This is a genomic window from Pseudomonas sp. GW821-FHT04D07, from assembly GCF_059420225.1.
This window is the reverse complement of record NZ_JBWKTH010000003.1, coordinates 316,665-333,657: the sequence shown is the minus strand read 5'-3', so window position 1 is coordinate 333,657 and position 16,993 is coordinate 316,665. Positions and strand designations below refer to the sequence as shown.

Genomic DNA, 16,993 nt, shown 5'->3' with positions numbered 1-16,993 from the left:
CTGCCACCGACCGTTTACGAGCGGGCGATGGTGTCAAAATTACCTATCGAGGTGTCCGGAATTAGTTGACCACTACACACAATCACTACTACAACCTGGTCTACCTGCCGGGCCATGAAGTCATTGCCAACTTCAAGCAAACGCCGGTGAATGCCTACTACTTCGGTTTTGGCGAAAAAGCCGGGGCCCAACTGGCCAAAAACGGCTTCAGCCTGACCCAGTTCAATTTCGATAACTTCGAATACTTGTCCGATACGCTGGCGCAGGGCGAGCAGTCCGGGCCGCTCAACCCCAGCGAGCCGCTTTACTGCTCCGTGCCCCTGTTGATCGAGAACAACCCCAGCCCGCAAGGCGTCAATGCCGGTCCGGCGTACAGCTACGGACTGTTCTTCGACAACCCGTCGCAGTCCTATTTCAACGTTGGCGCCAACGATTACTCCAACATGGACGGCATGTACTATTTCGGCGCCTTGTACGGTGAGCTCGACTACTACTTCATGCTCGGCGACCAGACGTCAGAGGTCGTTGACCAATACACCCAACTGACGGGGCGGCCGACGCTGGCGCCGAAATACGCGCTGGGCTACCACCAAGGCTGCTATGGCTATTACGATCAGGAAAAACTCAGCGCGGCGGCCGACGCCTACCGCAACACCAGTATCCCGATCGACGGGCTGCACATCGATATCGACTTGCAGAACAACTATCGGACGTTTACCAGCAGTAATATCAAGTTCCCTGAACTGGGCGTGCTGTTTTCCAACCTCAAGGCCAACGGTTTCAAGTGCAGCACCAACATCACGGCCATGATCAGCAATAACCCCCTCGACGAGACCGGCGAGGACGCGCCCTACCCCACGCGGGATGAGGGCGTGGCGCAAGGCTATTTCCTGAGCAATGTCCGCGCCGGCCTACCAACGGATGGTTCGTTGTTCGTCGGGGAAGAAAACTACGGCGTGAACTACGGCAGCAACCCCTACGCCTACCCACCCTTGCAGGCAAACAGCAACCACGAGACACAGCTCGGCTCCGGTGGCTACTACCCCGATCTTGGCCGGCCCGAAGTCCGTACCTGGTGGGGGCAGCAGTACCAGTACCTGTTGTCCGTGGGACTGGAGATGGTCTGGCAGGACATGACCGATCCGGCCATCTACGCCTACTACGACACACCGCAGATGCAGCAGAGTGCCAATGACACAGCCGACAGCAACCCGGCGTATGGCGAAGCGCCTCCGCCCAACGAAAACCGCGTGCTGTCGCCCTGGAAGACCGCACCACTGGACCTGATGGTGACCAGCTTCGGCGAGAGCGTGGCGCATGCCCAAGTGCACAATGCCTTCGCCCTGTTGCTCAGTGAAGCCACTTATAACGGGCTCAACCAATTGCGTCCGCAGCAGCGCAATTTCATCATCGCCCGTGGCGGTTATGCCGGGTTGCAGCGCTACGCAGCATTGTGGACCGGCGACTCGGCCTCCAGCTGGGATTTCCTCCAGATCAACCTGCCGCAGGTACTGAACCTCGGGCTCTCAGGCATCCCGCTTTCGGGCTGCGACATTGGCGGGTTTGGCCCGGGCGACGGTAGTGTCGGCGAAGGCTTGATTACCAATTACGAACTGTTCACCCGCTGGATGCAGCTCGGTTCCTTTTTGCCCTGGTACCGCAATCACTACGACGGCTACGTCAAGCAGTTCCAGGAACCCTTCAACTACGCCGAGCCGGTGCCGAGCAATTGCCGAAAATACGTCGAACTGCGCTATCGGATGTTGCAGATCTACTACGACGCCTTATACCAATCGACGCAGACCGGCATGCCGATCGCCCGTGCCCTGTTCCTCAACGAGACGCAGGACCCGCGGATCTATGACTACCTGAACGATCAGTTCTTCGTTGGCCGCGATATCCTCGTGGCCCCGATCATTACCCCACACGAGACCGCCTCTGCGCCCAGTCCACCCGTGCGCGATATCTACCTGCCCGCGGGGTCGCAGTGGTACGCGTTCATGGACGACGATTTCCCCCTCGATGCACCGATCGACGGTGGGACCCTGGTCATGGGCTATCATGCGGATCTTGACCAGGTGCCGATCTACATACGCGCCGGGGCGATCCTGCCGATGCGCCAGTTGGAACAGTGGGTGGGACAACTTGAGGTCAATCCACTGACCTTCAATATCTACCCGGGCCAGGACTCGACCTACACGCTCTACCTGGACGATGGCTCAAGCACTCAATATGCCACCGCACAAGCCTACCGCTTGAGCGAAATCAGCCATACCGGCATTGCGAATGGCCAGAACATCCGAATCCAGCGTACGTACGATAACTACCTGCCCGCCGAACCCTTTTATTTCGTCTCCCTGCTCGGCGCCGACGCGCCACAGTCGGTAACCCTCGACGGAGAATCACTCGACAACGTGGAGAGCCCGCAGGCCCTGGAACAGTCGAGCGTCAATGCGTACTACTACAACGACACGATCAAACAGGTCTATACCAAGGTTTTCGATACAAGTCCGGACATTACCCTACAGCTGTTGTTTCTCTGAGGGAGGCCCCCGATGCGCCTCGATCGCTGGAAGCTGCACCACGGAGCTACCCCGGCGAGGCCGGCGGCCGAAGGTGTGGCCCGCAGCCGGTAACGGCAAAACAACCACCTGGATTGAGCGGCCGCCCAAAACAAAAAAAGCACCTTAGGTGCTTTCTTTGTTGGCGCTGTCAGCGATTAACGAGATAAAGCCGTCATATTGGCCCGCGCCGCATGCAGTTTCTTGTAGCTGTCGATCAGCCGCAGGTGCCGATCGAGCCCCTCCAGCTTCATGCTGGTAGGCGTCAAGCCGAAGAAGCGCACGCTACCGTCCACTGAGCCGATCACGGCGTCCATCCGCGGATTGCCAAACATCCGGCGGAAATTGACCTCGTAATCGCCCAGCTCCAGCTCGTCGTCCAACTGCACCTCCAGCACCACATTCAAGGCCTGGTAAAACAACCCGCGCTCGACTGTGTTGTCATTGAACTGGAGGAAGGTCTCCACCAGCTCCTTCGCCTCGTCAAACTGCTGCAAGGCGAGATAGATCAGTAGCTTCAACTCCAGGATCGTCAACTGGCCCCAGGCCGTATTGTCGTCAAATTCGATGCCGATCAACGTGGTGATATCGGTGTAATCGTCCAGTTCGCTTTCTTCCAAACGCTTGACCAGGGCTTTAAGGTCGGCATCGTCGAGGCTGTGCAGGTTCAAAATATCGGCACGGAAGAACAGCGCCTTGTTGGTGTTATCCCAGATCAGATCGTCAACCGGATAAATTTCCGAGTAATCCGGTACCAGAATGCGGCAGGCCGTCGCGCCGATATGCTCATACACCGCCATGTACACTTCCTTGCCCAACGTTTCAAGAATGCCGAACAAGGTCTCGGCTTCCTCGGTATTGGAGTTTTCACCCTGGCCGGAGAAATCCCACTCAACAAACTCGAAATCCGACTTGGCACTGAAGAAGCGCCACGACACCACACCGCTGGAGTCGATAAAGTGTTCAACAAAGTTGTTCGGTTCAGTCACCGCGTGGCTTTCAAAGGTCGGTGCGGGCAGATCGTTCAGGCCTTCAAAACTGCGCCCCTGCAACAATTCGGTAAGACTGCGCTCCAGCGCTACCTCAAAGCTTGGGTGTGCCCCGAACGAGGCAAACACGCCCCCCGTACGAGGGTTCATCAAGGTGACGCACATCACCGGGAACTCCCCGCCCAGCGACGCATCCTTCACCAGCACCGGGAAGCCCTGCGCCTCCAGACCCTGAATACCCGCCAGGATACCGGGGTATTTCGCCAGTACTTCCTGTGGCACATCCGGCAGGGCGATTTCACCTTCCAGGATTTCGCGTTTTACCGCGCGTTCGAAGATTTCCGACAAGCATTGCACCTGCGCTTCGGCCAGCGTATTACCGGCACTCATGCCATTGCTGAGGAACAGGTTTTCGATCAGGTTGGAGGGGAAATACACCACCTCGCCGTCCGACTGGCGCACGTAAGGCAGCGAGCAGATACCGCGCTCTTCATTGCCGGAGTTGGTATCGATCAGATGAGAGCCGCGCAGCTCGCCATCGGGGTTGTAGATCTCCAGGCAGTATTCGTCGAGAATTTCAGCCGGCAGCGCATCTTTGCGCCCAGGCTTGAACCAGCGTTCGTCCGGGTAGTGCACAAACGCCGCGTTGGCGAGGTCTTCTCCCCAAAACTGATCGTTGTAGAAAAAGTTGCAATTGAGTCGTTCGATAAACTCGCCCAACGCCGACGCCAACGCGCCTTCCTTGGTCGAGCCCTTGCCATTGGTAAAACACATCGGCGAGTGCGCATCGCGGATATGCAGCGACCAGACATTGGGAACAATATTGCGCCACGAAGCGATTTCAATCTTCATGCCCAAGCCGGCCAAAATGCCCGACATATTGGCGATGGTCTGCTCCAGCGGCAGATCCTTACCGACGATATAGGTGGCCGCGTCCGCAACCGGGCTCAACATCAGCAACGCCTGGGCATCGGCATCCAGGTTTTCCACCTCCTCGATCACAAACTCAGGCCCGGTTTGCACCACCTTCTTGACCGTGCAACGGTCGATGGAACGCAAAATGCCCTGGCGGTCCTTGGCGCTGATATCCGCCGGCAACTCGACCTGAATCTTGAAAATCTGGTTGTAACGGTTTTCCGGATCAACAATATTGTTCTGCGACAGGCGGATATTATCGGTGGGAATATTGCGCGTTTCGCAGTACAACTTCACAAAGTAAGCCGCACACAACGCCGATGAAGCCAGAAAGTAATCGAACGGACCCGGTGCCGAACCATCGCCCTTATAGCGGATCGGTTGATCGGCGACCACCGTGAAGTCATCGAATTTGGCTTCAAGTCGAAGGTTGTCGAGAAAGTTGACCTTGATTTCCATGCGGGATTACCAGAATAACGAGCCAAATAATTTGAGCGTCATTATCCGTTTTTTCGGCCCGAAGTCTTGTGCTTTTCAGTTTTTCCCCAACAACGCCAGCAATCGTTCGACATCCCCCCGGCCCCGCTTGGCCCCCGGCACAAACGCACAATAGGCATGCCCGAGCTTCAACGAAATCGTGGAAAGCGCTATCAACCGCCCCGCCTCCAACTCCCGCTGGGCAATCGCCTTCTGCCCCAGGGCGATGCCCATGCCCAGCTTGGCCAGCGTCACCGACAAACTCGATAACCCCGAGCGCCGGCCATGGGCAGGGTCCGGCGGGTTATCCAAGTGTTCGGCGGCAAACCAGTCACTCCAGGTGGGGTGCGAGGCATAATTGGCCCCCCACTGCGTATGAATAAACAGACTCTGGTGAACAGGCGCGAGGTCGAAGTCCTTGTTCCCGTGTCGGTACCACAGCTCCGGCGCGCACACCGGCAACACCTCGTCATGGAACAGCGCAATGGCCTCACACGCGGGGTAGTGATAGTCCCCGTAGCTGACGCGCAAGTCCACGTCATGCCGGGCGAGGTCAACGGGGTCGTCCTCCACACGCACATCGACCGACAGTTGCGGGTAGAACGCCACAAGCTCCATGAGCTTGGGCGCCAACCAACATTCCGCCAGGGAAAACGGCACGCTGACAATCAGCCGGGTACGAATCTCACCTTCCAGGGTGCGCAGGGTCATCGCGGCAATCTCATTCAACGCCCGCGAGGTTTGCGGGTACATCGCCAAGCCCGCATCAGTCAGGGCCAGGCGATTACCGTTGCGCACGAAAAGCTTCTTGCCGAAGAAATCTTCCAGGTGACGGATCTGCTGGCTGATGGCCGCGGACGATACCCCCAGTTCAGCCCCCGCCAGCACGAAACTGCCCAGGCGCGCGGCGACCTCGAAGGTGCGTACGGCATTGAGCGGTGGTAAGCGTTGCATAAGCGCCCATCCCTTAAGTTTTACTAGGGGGAGCCTAACAATTTGTGCCGTTGTTGCGAAGTTTTTCGTGGGGTAAGTTGAGGCCATCTACAACGAGAGGGTCATCATGAACAACCTCATGGATCTTGAGCGCTTTCCACTCGACCGCGAAGGCAGCGATGCGTGGAATGAACTGGTCGATAAGTGTCGTACCGAGCTGAAGCGCAACGGCATGTTCAACCTGGAGGGTTTCCTCAGGGCCGACGCGGTGCGTCAGGCCGCCGAACGCATTCAGCCGAGCATGAATCGTGAATCCCATACCCACAGCCGCACCCACAATATCTACTTCAAACCGAAGATCGAGGGTTTGCCGGCGGATCACCCGGCACTGCGCCAGGTCGAGACAGTCAGCCATACCCTGTGCGCCGATCAGCTCAAGGGCAGCCTGGTCAACGAGGTGTACGAGTACCCAGCGCTGCTGGCTTTCCTGGCCGCGGTGATGGAGAAGCCACAACTGCACCTTATGGCCGACCCCTTGGCCCGCGTCAACGTGATGAGCTATCGCCACGGCGAGACCTTGAATTGGCACTTCGATCGCTCTGAATTCACCACCACGCTGATGCTCCAGGCCCCCGAGGAAGGCGGTGAGTTCCAATACCGCAGCGACTTGCGTAGCGCGGACGATCCCAACTATGCCGGCGTCGCCGAGTTGCTCGACGGGCGTGACCCGCAGGTGCAGACACTCACCCTGCGCGCGGGCACGTTGAATGTGTTTCGCGGTAAAAACACCGCCCATCGCGTCACCCCCGTGCGCGGTCCCCGGGAACGCATGGTGGCGGTGTTCTCCTACTACGAAAAACCCGATGTGCTGTTCAGCGCCGAGGAACAGTTGGGGTTCTATGGCCGAACGGCCTGATCCCTGCGTACCACTCAAACAAAAAGATCACCCGACACCGCTTGCCCCTGCCGAACCTTTTCGAACTCTTTGGGGAAACACATGCACGCCATCACTCGCTCCACCCGCACCCTTTTTACCTGCTGCGCATTGAGCGGCATGCTGTTCACTGGCATGGCCGCGGCCAAGGACTGGACCACCGTCAGGGTGGCCACCGAGGGAGCTTATGAACCCTGGAACAGCACCCTGCCGAACGGCGAAATTTCCGGTTTCGAACCTGAGCTGCTGAAGGATCTGTGCGCGAGAATCCAGCTTGAGTGCAAACTGCAGGCCCAGGACTGGGACGGCATGATCGCCGGGATGAATGCCGGCAAGTTCGACATGCTGATGGACGCTATCGTCATCACGCCAGAGCGCCAGGCCATCGTCGACTTCTCGCGGCCGTATGCGGCCACGCAAGGTGTGTTTGTCAGTGCCACGCCGGCGCTGATCGCGGCCGCGCCGAGCACACAGACGGTAAAACTCAGCGGCGAACAAGTCCAGGATCAGGCCGCCATCGAGAAACTCAAGGCACTGGTAAAGGGCAAGACCATCGGCATCCAGTCGGGCACGGCCTACACCGACTTTGTGGAGAAAAACTTCAAAAGCGTGGCGACCATCAGAACCTACAAAAAGTCCGGTGAGCACCTGATGGACCTGAATGCCGGGCGCATTGATTTTGCCTTTGACGACGTGACGTTCTTTTCTTCCGCGCTGCAAAACCCGGAAAATCAGGCGGTGCAGATGGTGGGCCCGAAGATTGGCGGGCCGATCTGGGGGCCGGGTGAGGCGCTGGCGTTCAGAAAGACCGATACGGACTTGAAAACCAGGTTCAACCAGGCCTTGAGCGCAGCCCTGGCGGATGGGACGGTCAAGAAACTCTCGGAAAAATGGTTCAAGGCCGATATCGCGCCTTAACATCCAAAGTGGCTGAGCGCCGCATCGATAAAGCGCCGAAGTTTGGCGGTGCGCTGACGATTTGCCGTATAAAGCAAATGCATGGGTCGGCTCGGCGCTTCGAAATCGGCCAACAGCCGCACCAGCTCGCCGTTTCGCAGCGCCGGCTCAAGAAAGTCTTCGGAGCCAAGGACAATGCCAAACCCGTCAAGCGCTGCTGACAGCAGCGCCTTGCTCTCGTTGACCTGCAAACGGCTGGCGATGGGGACCTTGTAAAGGGTGGAATCTTGGCGGAATTGCCATTCGCGATCGGCTGGGCGCGACCAATAGGCATACCCTAGGCATTCATGGTTCTCGAGATCACCGGGTGTGCGTGGCGTTCCGCGTTGAGCCAGATAGTTCGGTGCGGCGCAGGCCAGCAGTCGATACGGTGCCAACGGTCGGGCGGTCAAACTCGAGTTGGCCAAGGGACCGATCCGAAAAGCCACTTCATAGCCCTCCTCCACCAGATCGACGAAGCGGTCGGTCAAATGCAGATCGATTTCCACCTCAGGGTGGTGACGCAAAAAATTCGTCACAAATGGCATAAGGCTATAGGAGCCGAAGGTCACGGGCGCCGTGACTTTCAGTTTGCCACGAGGGGTATCGGTCATGATCTGCGCCAGGGAGTCGGCGGCCTGGGCCTCGCTCAAAATATGCTTGCAGCGCTCATAGTAGGCACTGCCCAGTTCAGTCAGGCTCTGCCGTCGGGTCGTGCGGTTCAGTAACCGCGCCCCCAGCCTGCGCTCAAGCGCGGCAACATGCTTGGCCACCATCTGCGGCGACATGTCCAAACGCTCCGCGGCACTGGCATAGGAGCCAGATTCCGCAGCCATCACAAAAGCGCTCATGCCCGTAAGGCGATCCAACATTCAATACTCCTGGTAACAAGATTAAGTCCTAAATGGCAATTTATCTCCCATTGATTGCTAATCATCATAGCGTCTTCCAACCAAGCAGCGGAGTAAGGACATGCGCATCGGCATTATTGGGGCAGGTTTTATCGGACGTGCAGTGGCGCAATTGGTGATAGCCGCGGGACACGAGGCGATGCTCAGTAACTCACGCGGCCCGCAGACAATGAGCAGTGTGCTCGGCGACATTCCCTCCAGTCGGGTCGGCACCGTGGAGCAAGCCGTACAATTTGGCGAGGTGGTGCTCGTGGCCATCCCCCTGGCACATTACCGCAGCCTGCCGGCCCAGTGGCTGGAGGGCAAAATCGTTCTGGATGCCAACAACTACTACCCGCAACGAGACGGCCGGATTCCCGCGCTGGACCGCTTCGAAACCACCACCAGTCGCCTGCTCGCCGAACATCTGCCGCAGGCCAAGGTGGTCAAGGTTTTCAACGCTATCCTCGCTCAAGACCTGGGGCAAGACTCGCGCCCGAAAGGCGCGCCCGACCGCCGTGCGCTACCGATCGCCGCGGACGATCCGACCGCCAAGGCGCTGGTGATCAATTTGTTGGACGAGATTGGATTCGATGCGGTTGATGCGGGTGGCCTTGATGAAAGCTGGCGATTCGAGCGGGCCAAACCCGCCTACTGCATACCCTTGGATAAAGCCGGACTGACGGTTGCCTTGGCGGCAGCCCAACGGCAGATCGAGTTGCCCGACGGATCGTGGCGCCGCCTTCAGCCCTGACGGCATGACAGCCAGATCGGGGAAATAACGCCCGGCGTTTCAAGGCCGTGTCCCTGGAGACGCCGATAGCCACTCATGCTCTCGGTACCAGGCCAGTGTGTCGCGCAGCGTAAGCTCCAGCGGCCGGAAAACCAGGCCCAATTCCCGCTGGCTCTTGATCGGACTGAAATGACTGCGGCCAGCCTCCTTGAGCATCAAGCGAACGGTGGCAAAGCTGAGTAACGCGGGTTTGTCACTCAAGCCCGCGATCAGCTCCTGCATGCCAGCAATCAGATAGAGCAGCGGCACCGGCAACTTGCGTCGAGGGGTCGGCACATCGGCAATCTGGCCGATCAAGGGAATCAATTCATTCATGGTCATGTGTCGGCCTGCGGCGAGATAGCGTTCGCCAGGTCGCCCCTGTTCGGCTGCCGCCAGCAAGGCCAAGGCAACGTCGCGGGCATCCACCAGCGAAAAACTCCCCGGCACCAGCCCTGGCAACTTGCCCCGCACCGTATCCAGCAACAGTTGCCCCGATGAAGTCGGTCCCCTGTCTCCGGGCCCCCACATCCAACCGGGGAGTACAAACGTTGCTTTCATCGCTGGGTGAGACGCGCAGAAAGCACGCACGGCCTGATCAGCCAGGATCTTGCTGCGGTAGTAATCATCGGCGGTGGCCGGATCGCGCTCGTCGGTCTCGTCGATAACGGCTCCCGGTTCGCCATTCAGTACGGCGATGGAAGACGTCTGCACGAACCGCCGGATGCCGGCCTGATAAGCCTGCTCGATCAACGCTGCCGTGCCGTCGATATTGATGCGCTGCAAGGTTTGCCAATGGCGCCCACCCTTGTAGTTGTCGCGAAAGAAGGCGGCGGTATGGAACACCACGGCACAGCCCTGCATCGCCGGGGCGAAGGCCGCCACGTTATCCAGGTCACCGACCACCAGCCTGATGCCGGACAGATCGGGGAACTGTTGCCTGGCCTTTTTCAGCGAGCGCACCAAGGCAACGACGCCATAGCCTCGCTCGATCAGCAGACGAACCAGGTTGCTGCCGAGAAGTCCGGTGGCGCCGGTCACAAACGCGGTGTTCTGGGACATGATTTAAAGCTCGATTGATTTCTAGATATCAAGTGATATCCATAAATCATATCGATTGAATTTAAAAGCTCAAGTGATATTTTGACGCCCATGAACGCACAGACCCGCAAACGGCTCAGCCGTGAAGAAAGCCAGGCCCAGACCCGCGAACGCCTTGTCGAGGCGGCACGGCGCTTGTTCGTGCAACGCGGCTTTGGTGGCACCTCGATTCGGGATATCGCCGACGAGGCCGGCTATTCGCAAGGTGGTTTCTATTCGAATTTCGCCAGCAAGGAAGCCCTGTTGCTGGAACTTCTACGCCAGCATATGCAAGCCGAAGCCTTGCAACTGAATGCCTTGATAGAAGCGGCGGAGCGCTCGGATGGCGATGTACTGGCGGGCTTGGAGGCATGGTCGACGACCCTGAACCAGGATGCCGACTGGGCGATGTTGGCGGTGGAATTGCAACTGCACGCCAATCGCAGCGTGGCCTTTGCCGAAGAGTACCGGCACGTGTGGGACGGCCATCGGCTAGCCCTGGGCGGACTGGTTGCCAGGGTGTTTGCCCGGTTGCGGAAGATCCCCCCGGTGGAGCCGGCGGAACTGGCGGCAGGCCTGATGGCACTGGCCCATGGCCAGGCTCTGCAGCAAGTGGTGTATTCGACCCAGGCTCCGGGGCGGATGATCATGGTCTTCTTGAGGGGGGTCTTGGCCAGTAGCGCAGACGCTAATGGCAAATTAGCGATCTCTTGAATGTCGGCGACCTGAAGGAAAACCCGCTGAAACGCCACTTCAATCTGTTGTCGTCTAGAATTCCATGGATCAGCCTCAACCGTGGAGAACCCACATGACCAGCAAAAACACGATTTGTCTCTGGTACGAAGGCACCGCGCTGGAGGCCGCGACGTTTTACGCCGAGACCTTCCCGGATAGCGCAGTGGTCGCCGTCCACCCTGCACCTGGCGACTACCCCGCAGGCAAACAGGGTGATGTGCTGACCGTCGAGTTCCGTGTGATGGGCATCCCTTGTCTCGGCCTGAACGGTGGGCCGATGTTCAAGCACAGCGAGGCGTTCTCGTTCCAGGTGGCAACCGATGACCAGGCCGAGACGGACCGCTTGTGGAACGCGATTGTCGGAAACGGCGGCGAGGAAAGCGCCTGCGGCTGGTGCAAGGACAAGTGGGGGCTGTCGTGGCAGATCACCCCACGGGCCTTGATGAGCGCGATCGCCAGTCCTGATCGCGCGGCGGCCAAGCGTGCGTTCGACGCCATGATGGGCATGAGAAAGATCGACATCGCGGTGATCGAAGCGGCGTTGAAGGGATAACCCGCCAAGCTTGGGTCGGGCGTTTGGATAGGGACACAATCCGACTTATGCTGAACGCTGCTGCCCCATCCGGAGCCTATCATGACCGTCCGCCGAATCGTCGCCAACCTGACCAGCCAGCGCCCCGCCGAGGTCGCGACCTTTTATAGCCAGCTGTTCGATATCGCACCGATGATGGACCACGGCTGGATCATCACCCTGGCCTCCGACAGCCATGCCCTTGCACAGCTGAGCATTTCCAGCGAAGGCGGCTCCGGCGCGCCGGTACCGGATCTGTCCATCGAAGTGGACAACCTCGACGAGGTCTTCGAGCGCGCGCAACGCGCCGGCTACGCGATCCCCTACCCACTGACCCTCGAACCCTGGGGTGTGCGGCGCTTCTTCGTGCGTGATCCGCTGGGCACGCTGATCAATGTGCTGCAGCACAGCGACTGGACTTCATAGCATCCGACGCAATACCGAACGACCTCGAAGCTGGTGTCGCAACACAGCGGCCAGGTGCAACGCCACCAGCGCGGCCAGCATGGCGCAGAGCAGATGATGCAGTTGTTGAACATCTGCCAGGGCTGGCACGGAGTGAAGCAGTTGCGGCAGCGGTATGATCCCAAGCAGCAGCACGGGATGGTTCATCATCACCACGCCGGTCAGCAATACGCCACTTACGCTGAGATAGATCAAGGTGTGGGTCAATTTGGCGATGCTTTTCTGCAGATCTCGAATACCCGCTGACTGTTCAGACGGGGCGCTCAGGTACAACCACAGGCGCCAGGCAAACAGCGGAATAAACAGCGAGGTTATTTGTGGATTGACGCTTTCCACCCACTGGCGAACTGGGTGATTGACAGGAAGCAAGGTCACCCCGAAACCGCTCAGCGTGGCCCAGAGGATAACCAGCGCGGAGATCCAATGCAGGTAGATCCGGGTGCTCGTATAGGGCTTGGGGGGTGATTGCAAGACGGGGTAGACCATAAAAATCGTGCGGCGCCAATTAGTAAGAAAGATTTACATTTAGATTTGCAGAAACACGGTACTACCTGATTATCCGCTCCGCAAGGGCTTGGCCGCCCTGCCCTGTGCGTTTGCACGGTTTGTTTGCGAAATGGGCAAAGCGATGGTTGATGACCTGACCCAGAGAATGTTGTCTGGCCAAAAGTCATAGGTTGGTACTGAGCAACCACAGGCCGATTACAATTGTCGGCCCACACAAAACCGCTGCCGTAGGAGCAAGCTTGCTCGCGATGGACTGCCTCCTCCTGCGTTTCGTCCACCGAGCGACACCACGAACCGCTCAGCCATTGCTCATTCCCAAACAAAAAAAGCCCCGCAACCGAATGACGGTGCAGGGCAAAAAATTGGTCGGTTGCGGCCAACCAAAGGAGCACGATAAAAAGCGTTTACAGCCTGGGGTCAGATGCAATCCTGTGCCGCGCGCTCAAAACTCGAAGGCAGGAGGTTCGAGGCCAGCAAGTGCCGCTCATAGACGAACACCTTGCCGCCCGTCCCGGCCTTGTGGGCTTCCAGCACGTTGTCCGCCGAGACTTTGCTCGTCACCACGATCCGGTAGCTGTGCTGGGTCTGCGAGACGGTCGGATTCAACTCACTGCGCTGCAGTTTCGGTATGACGCATTCGGCGTATTGGGCCGGGGTCTTGCGGGTCTGCAAGACCAGGGTCGGGTCGTTCGGCGCGGTGGCACAACCGACCAGCAACAAGGAGCCCAACGCCAGGGCAGACACAAATAAAGGGCGCATCCATCTCATCCTGAAAATAAACGGTATGTTCGATGCCGGCGATTCTCCAACTATTGTCGACAAAGTAGAACTTGCATTTCGTGATGGTCGGTATTACGTCTAGCAATAGTTGCGCGCCGTGCAGACAGCACCCGCCCCTGATCACAACCAGAAAAGACCGACGAGGCCACCTCCTTGAGAACGTTTGACTTGATCCGCGACGCTGTTTTGCCCGATTTTCGTGAGCGGGTGGCCGATTACCTGGTCCAGTACGAAAGCGTACTGCTGGACGAAAACGCCACCGACCCGGAGCTTGCCCGGGCCACTGCCAATCAACTGCGCGGTTATTTACGTGGGCTGAACACCACCCGGGTGTTGGGCATGGCGGACTGGGAAGAGTTGGATCGACGGGTGGTGAATACGTGGCTTTAGTCACCGCCCCCGAGTGATGCCTCACCGGTGCAAGGCCCACGCCCCCTCTCGTTGAAACCGTGGGTCATCGAGCACCAACCGGAAATCAAGCCTTCCCGACCGCCTGTATACGAGCCACCACACGACTGGCCAGGTCATCGGGGCGAAACTTGGCCAAAAAGTCATCGGCTCCGACTTTCTTGATCATCGCCTGATTGAATATGCCTGACAAAGACGTGTGCAAAACGATATGCAGCTTCTGCAGCCGAGGATCATTTCTAACCTCGGCCGTCAGGGTGTAACCGTCCATTTCCGGCATCTCTATATCGGAGATCATCATCAGCAGATCGTCTGCCGGCGACTTTCCTTCGTCGAGCATTCCACGCAGGTAGTCGAGGGCTTGGCGGCCATCGTTGAGTGCAATCACCTTCACGCCCACCGACTCCAGGCAACGACTGACCTGTTTACGCGCCACGACCGAGTCGTCCACCGTCAACACCAGGAATTCGGGGGCCTGGGCATTGGTCTGGGCATCAATCACCCCCAGGGAGATGACTTCACTGGTGGGCGCCACCTCGGACAAAACCTTCTCGACATCAATGATTTCCACCAGCCGGTTATCGACCCGTGTCACGGCGGTCAGGTAATGATCGGAACCACTGCCCTTGGGTGGCGGATGAATGTCCTCCCAGTTCAGGTTGACAATATGCTCGACCGCCGAGACCAGGAAACCCTGGGTCTTGGTGTTGTATTCGGTAATGATCACAAACGACGAGGCCATGTCCTGGACGCCTGGCAAGCCAGTGGCCCGCGCCAGATCGAGGATCGGAATCGAGGTACCCCGAATATTTGCCACACCACAGACCACGGGATGGGACCTGGGTATGATATGCAACGCAGGACAGGGCATGACCTCACGCACCTTGAACACGTTGATGCCATACAGTTGATGTTCGTCGAACCGAAACAACAACAATTCGAGGCGATTCTGCCCCACCAACTGAGTTCGACTGTTCACGGAATCCATCAGACCGGCCATCACCACCCCCTTGAGCACTCAATTGCCAATCCCCGCCAACAGTGCTCGGGAGTGGTTGAATATCGTTGGTCCGTCACCTGCAAAGTCGTCCGGAAAGACCTAAACGCGATGAATCGGATCGCGCAATACATGCCGTGAGAGCTGACTGGCGTTACAAAAATCATCGCCGTATGCGTGCAGCCCCACCATCGGAGCATCCCTATTTTTGGGTAGGGATGACAGGAGACAGAGTAGGAAAATCCCTAGAACGCCAGCAACGTCCGAACATGAAATTCCTGCCATCAACAAAAGTGTCATAAAGCCATCACGCAATATTGTTACAACCTCTGGCGTAGCCCTCATAAGAGCCCGCCGCTGTGAACCTTCGTTTCGCCTTTCTCCGCAAGCCTTCCCACCGACCCACCCTGCTGCGCCGCCTGAGTATCGGCAAGCGTCTGCTGGCCAGCTTCGGCCTCTGCGCCCTGCTGCTGGCTGCCTTGGGCGGTTTTTGTCTGACGGCAATGCAGCATATTCGCCACCAGGGCGAGTTGATCGAGCAAGGACCGCTCTCGAGTATCGCCCAGGCCGATGCCATCGCCATCGACCTGGCCAAGATGCGCACCGAGGCCGCGCTGTTGCTGGTGTATGCCAACGACCCGGCTGAACTGGTCAACCGCAAGATCAACCTGCAACAGCTCAGTGCCGAGGTGAACCAGGGCTTTACCGAATACCTGGCCAATGTCCCGGAAGGGACAGAGCGGGACTCGATCAAATTGCTGCAGGACGCCTCGCAGCAGTTTGTCACGCTGTTCAAGCAGGCCATCGAGCTGGTCGAGCAGAAGAAAATCAGCGAGGCCAGCAACCTCGCCAACAACGACCTGGCCAACCAGGGCTCGTTGATGGACATGCAGGTGCAATTGCTCCGTGAGCTGAACAAGCAAACCACTGCCCAAGCCCTGGAAAACACCGCCAGCACCTTCCACAAGGTTCAGTTGCTGCTGCCGATTGTCATCGCCGTGGCGCTGGTGCTGATGCTGTTACAGGCCTGGCGACTGAGCGTGAGCATCACTCGACCATTGCGCCAGGCCTTGCAAGTGGCCAAGACCGTGGCGGCCGGCGACCTCAGCCAACTGGTGGTCGCCCATGGCCAGGACGAAGTGGCGCAACTGCTGCAGATGCTCGGGCACATGCGCGATCAGTTGCACGCGGTGATCAATCAGATCGGTGGCGCCGTCGGCCGTCTGAACGCGGCCACCCAGGAAATGGGCGCGATCATGCATGACAGCGCCCAGGACCTGCATCAGCAATACGGCGAGATCGAACACGCCGCCACCGCCGTCACCGAGATGAGCCAGGTGGTCGAGGAAGTCGCCCGCAACGCGGTGGAGACCTCCAGCGAGTCACGCAGTTCCAGCACCGCCGTTCGCGAAGGCCAGCAACAATTGGACGAGACCATGGCCGATATCAGCGTCCTCGCCGATCAGGTCGAACAGGCCAGCCTGCGCGCCCAGGCCCTGGCAATCGAAACCCAGGGCATCAGCAAGGTGCTGGAGGTGATCCGTAGCGTGGCCGCCCAGACCAACCTGCTGGCGCTCAATGCGGCCATCGAGGCGGCCCGGGCCGGTGACGCCGGGCGCGGTTTTGCCGTGGTGGCCGATGAAGTGCGCGGCCTGGCGCAGCGTACCGATGCGTCGACGCGAGAAATCGAAAAGATGATGGACGGTATTCATCAGGGCACCGGCGACACCGTCCTGGCCCTGGCCGAAAGCGCCGCCCAGGCTGGTCGCACACGCCAGCGGGCACAGGTGGCCAAGGATGTGCTGGGGAGTATTTCCCGGTCGGTGGCCGGCATTGACGAGCGCAACCTGGTGATCGCCACCGCCGCCGAGCAACAGGCCCAGGTGGCCCGTGAAGTGGACCACAACCTGGTGCGCATCCGTGACCTGTCCATGCAGACCGCCAGCGGCGCCGCGCAAACCAGCACCGCCAGCCAGGAACTGGGGCGCCTGGCGGTTGAGCTGGACGGCATGCTGGCGCGTTTTTCGCTGTAATACCCAGTGT

Annotated in this window: 16 protein-coding genes; 9 read left to right on the top strand and 7 right to left on the bottom strand. The window is 58.9% G+C overall.

Features of this window, described 5'->3' with window-relative positions; genetic code table 11:
- Positions 1–65 precede the first annotated feature (65 nt).
- A complete protein-coding gene (locus AC07T0_RS07460) occupies positions 66–2,543 on the top strand; it encodes a TIM-barrel domain-containing protein (protein ID WP_495000546.1) in 2,478 nt (825 codons plus the stop codon).
- Between the two features lie 176 nt (positions 2,544–2,719).
- Here the strand turns inward: AC07T0_RS07460 and AC07T0_RS07455 are convergent, their stop codons facing one another.
- The gene (locus AC07T0_RS07455) at positions 2,720–4,924 is read right to left on the bottom strand and encodes an OsmC domain/YcaO domain-containing protein (protein WP_495000545.1); all 2,205 of its coding nucleotides are present in this window, start codon (positions 4,922–4,924) and stop codon (positions 2,720–2,722) included.
- Positions 4,925–4,999: 75 nt separating this feature from the next.
- Entirely contained in the window at positions 5,000–5,896 is an 897-nt protein-coding gene (locus tag AC07T0_RS07450; RefSeq protein WP_495000544.1) for a LysR substrate-binding domain-containing protein, read from the bottom strand.
- Positions 5,897–6,002: 106 nt separating this feature from the next.
- Between AC07T0_RS07450 and AC07T0_RS07445 the strand changes: the two genes are divergently transcribed.
- Entirely contained in the window at positions 6,003–6,791 is a 789-nt protein-coding gene (locus AC07T0_RS07445) for a HalD/BesD family halogenase (protein ID WP_495000543.1), read from the top strand.
- Positions 6,792–6,872: 81 nt separating this feature from the next.
- Complete coding sequence (locus tag AC07T0_RS07440) at positions 6,873–7,727, top strand: transporter substrate-binding domain-containing protein (RefSeq protein WP_495000542.1); 855 nt, start codon at positions 6,873–6,875, stop codon at positions 7,725–7,727.
- Here AC07T0_RS07440 and AC07T0_RS07435 read toward each other — a convergent pair.
- Positions 7,724–8,617, bottom strand: a complete 894-nt coding sequence (locus AC07T0_RS07435; protein ID WP_495000541.1) for a LysR family transcriptional regulator — start codon at positions 8,615–8,617, stop codon at positions 7,724–7,726. The genes AC07T0_RS07440 and AC07T0_RS07435 overlap by 4 nt on opposite strands.
- A 100-nt stretch (positions 8,618–8,717) precedes the next feature.
- Here AC07T0_RS07435 and AC07T0_RS07430 point away from each other — a divergent pair, with 100 nt between their 5' ends.
- Positions 8,718–9,389, top strand: a complete 672-nt coding sequence (locus AC07T0_RS07430) for an NADPH-dependent F420 reductase (protein WP_495000540.1) — start codon at positions 8,718–8,720, stop codon at positions 9,387–9,389.
- 39 nt (positions 9,390–9,428) lie between these two features.
- On the opposite strand, the gene AC07T0_RS07425 is transcribed toward AC07T0_RS07430, so the two are convergent.
- Positions 9,429–10,469 carry an SDR family oxidoreductase gene (locus AC07T0_RS07425; protein WP_495000539.1) on the bottom strand — a complete coding sequence of 347 codons (1,041 nt, stop codon included), beginning with the start codon at positions 10,467–10,469 and terminating at the stop codon, positions 9,429–9,431.
- A 90-nt stretch (positions 10,470–10,559) separates the two neighbouring features.
- Here AC07T0_RS07425 and AC07T0_RS07420 point away from each other — a divergent pair, with 90 nt between their 5' ends.
- From AC07T0_RS07420 to AC07T0_RS07410, 3 genes are all read left to right on the top strand, one after another.
- The gene (locus AC07T0_RS07420; RefSeq protein WP_495000538.1) at positions 10,560–11,201 is read left to right on the top strand and encodes a TetR/AcrR family transcriptional regulator; all 642 of its coding nucleotides are present in this window, start codon (positions 10,560–10,562) and stop codon (positions 11,199–11,201) included.
- A 94-nt stretch (positions 11,202–11,295) separates the two neighbouring features.
- Positions 11,296–11,775 (top strand): VOC family protein, encoded by a 480-nt coding sequence (locus AC07T0_RS07415; RefSeq protein WP_495000537.1) that lies wholly within the window; start codon positions 11,296–11,298, stop codon positions 11,773–11,775.
- Between the two features lie 81 nt (positions 11,776–11,856).
- The gene (locus AC07T0_RS07410) at positions 11,857–12,219 is read left to right on the top strand and encodes a VOC family protein (RefSeq protein ID WP_495000536.1); all 363 of its coding nucleotides are present in this window, start codon (positions 11,857–11,859) and stop codon (positions 12,217–12,219) included.
- On the opposite strand, the gene AC07T0_RS07405 is transcribed toward AC07T0_RS07410, so the two are convergent.
- Positions 12,214–12,744, bottom strand: a complete 531-nt coding sequence (locus AC07T0_RS07405) for a cytochrome b (RefSeq protein WP_495000535.1) — start codon at positions 12,742–12,744, stop codon at positions 12,214–12,216. The genes AC07T0_RS07410 and AC07T0_RS07405 overlap by 6 nt on opposite strands.
- 438 nt (positions 12,745–13,182) lie before the next feature.
- Positions 13,183–13,524 (bottom strand): hypothetical protein, encoded by a 342-nt coding sequence (locus tag AC07T0_RS07400; RefSeq protein WP_495000534.1) that lies wholly within the window; start codon positions 13,522–13,524, stop codon positions 13,183–13,185.
- A 174-nt stretch (positions 13,525–13,698) separates the two neighbouring features.
- On the opposite strand from AC07T0_RS07400, the gene AC07T0_RS07395 reads away from it, so the two are divergent.
- Entirely contained in the window at positions 13,699–13,935 is a 237-nt protein-coding gene (locus AC07T0_RS07395) for a hypothetical protein (protein WP_495000533.1), read from the top strand.
- Positions 13,936–14,020: 85 nt separating this feature from the next.
- On the opposite strand, the gene AC07T0_RS07390 is transcribed toward AC07T0_RS07395, so the two are convergent.
- Positions 14,021–14,953 (bottom strand): chemotaxis protein CheV, encoded by a 933-nt coding sequence (locus tag AC07T0_RS07390; protein ID WP_495000532.1) that lies wholly within the window; start codon positions 14,951–14,953, stop codon positions 14,021–14,023.
- A gap of 356 nt (positions 14,954–15,309) precedes the next feature.
- On the opposite strand from AC07T0_RS07390, the gene AC07T0_RS07385 reads away from it, so the two are divergent.
- Positions 15,310–16,983: a methyl-accepting chemotaxis protein gene (locus tag AC07T0_RS07385; protein ID WP_495000531.1), complete on the top strand. Its 1,674-nt coding sequence runs from the start codon at positions 15,310–15,312 to the stop codon at positions 16,981–16,983.
- Positions 16,984–16,993 lie beyond the last annotated feature (10 nt).

Coding starts and splice junctions, on each gene's coding strand:
- AC07T0_RS07455 (WP_495000545.1), bottom strand. CDS start 4,924: ATGGAAATCAAGGTCAACTTTCTCGACAACCTTCGACTTGAAGCCAAA.
- AC07T0_RS07450 (WP_495000544.1), bottom strand. CDS start 5,896: ATGCAACGCTTACCACCGCTCAATGCCGTACGCACCTTCGAGGTCGCC.
- AC07T0_RS07445 (WP_495000543.1), top strand. CDS start 6,003: ATGAACAACCTCATGGATCTTGAGCGCTTTCCACTCGACCGCGAAGGC.
- AC07T0_RS07440 (WP_495000542.1), top strand. CDS start 6,873: ATGCACGCCATCACTCGCTCCACCCGCACCCTTTTTACCTGCTGCGCA.
- AC07T0_RS07435 (WP_495000541.1), bottom strand. CDS start 8,617: ATGTTGGATCGCCTTACGGGCATGAGCGCTTTTGTGATGGCTGCGGAA.
- AC07T0_RS07430 (WP_495000540.1), top strand. CDS start 8,718: ATGCGCATCGGCATTATTGGGGCAGGTTTTATCGGACGTGCAGTGGCG.
- AC07T0_RS07425 (WP_495000539.1), bottom strand. CDS start 10,469: ATGTCCCAGAACACCGCGTTTGTGACCGGCGCCACCGGACTTCTCGGC.
- AC07T0_RS07420 (WP_495000538.1), top strand. CDS start 10,560: ATGAACGCACAGACCCGCAAACGGCTCAGCCGTGAAGAAAGCCAGGCC.
- AC07T0_RS07415 (WP_495000537.1), top strand. CDS start 11,296: ATGACCAGCAAAAACACGATTTGTCTCTGGTACGAAGGCACCGCGCTG.
- AC07T0_RS07410 (WP_495000536.1), top strand. CDS start 11,857: ATGACCGTCCGCCGAATCGTCGCCAACCTGACCAGCCAGCGCCCCGCC.
- AC07T0_RS07405 (WP_495000535.1), bottom strand. CDS start 12,744: ATGGTCTACCCCGTCTTGCAATCACCCCCCAAGCCCTATACGAGCACC.
- AC07T0_RS07400 (WP_495000534.1), bottom strand. CDS start 13,524: ATGCGCCCTTTATTTGTGTCTGCCCTGGCGTTGGGCTCCTTGTTGCTG.
- AC07T0_RS07390 (WP_495000532.1), bottom strand. CDS start 14,953: ATGGCCGGTCTGATGGATTCCGTGAACAGTCGAACTCAGTTGGTGGGG.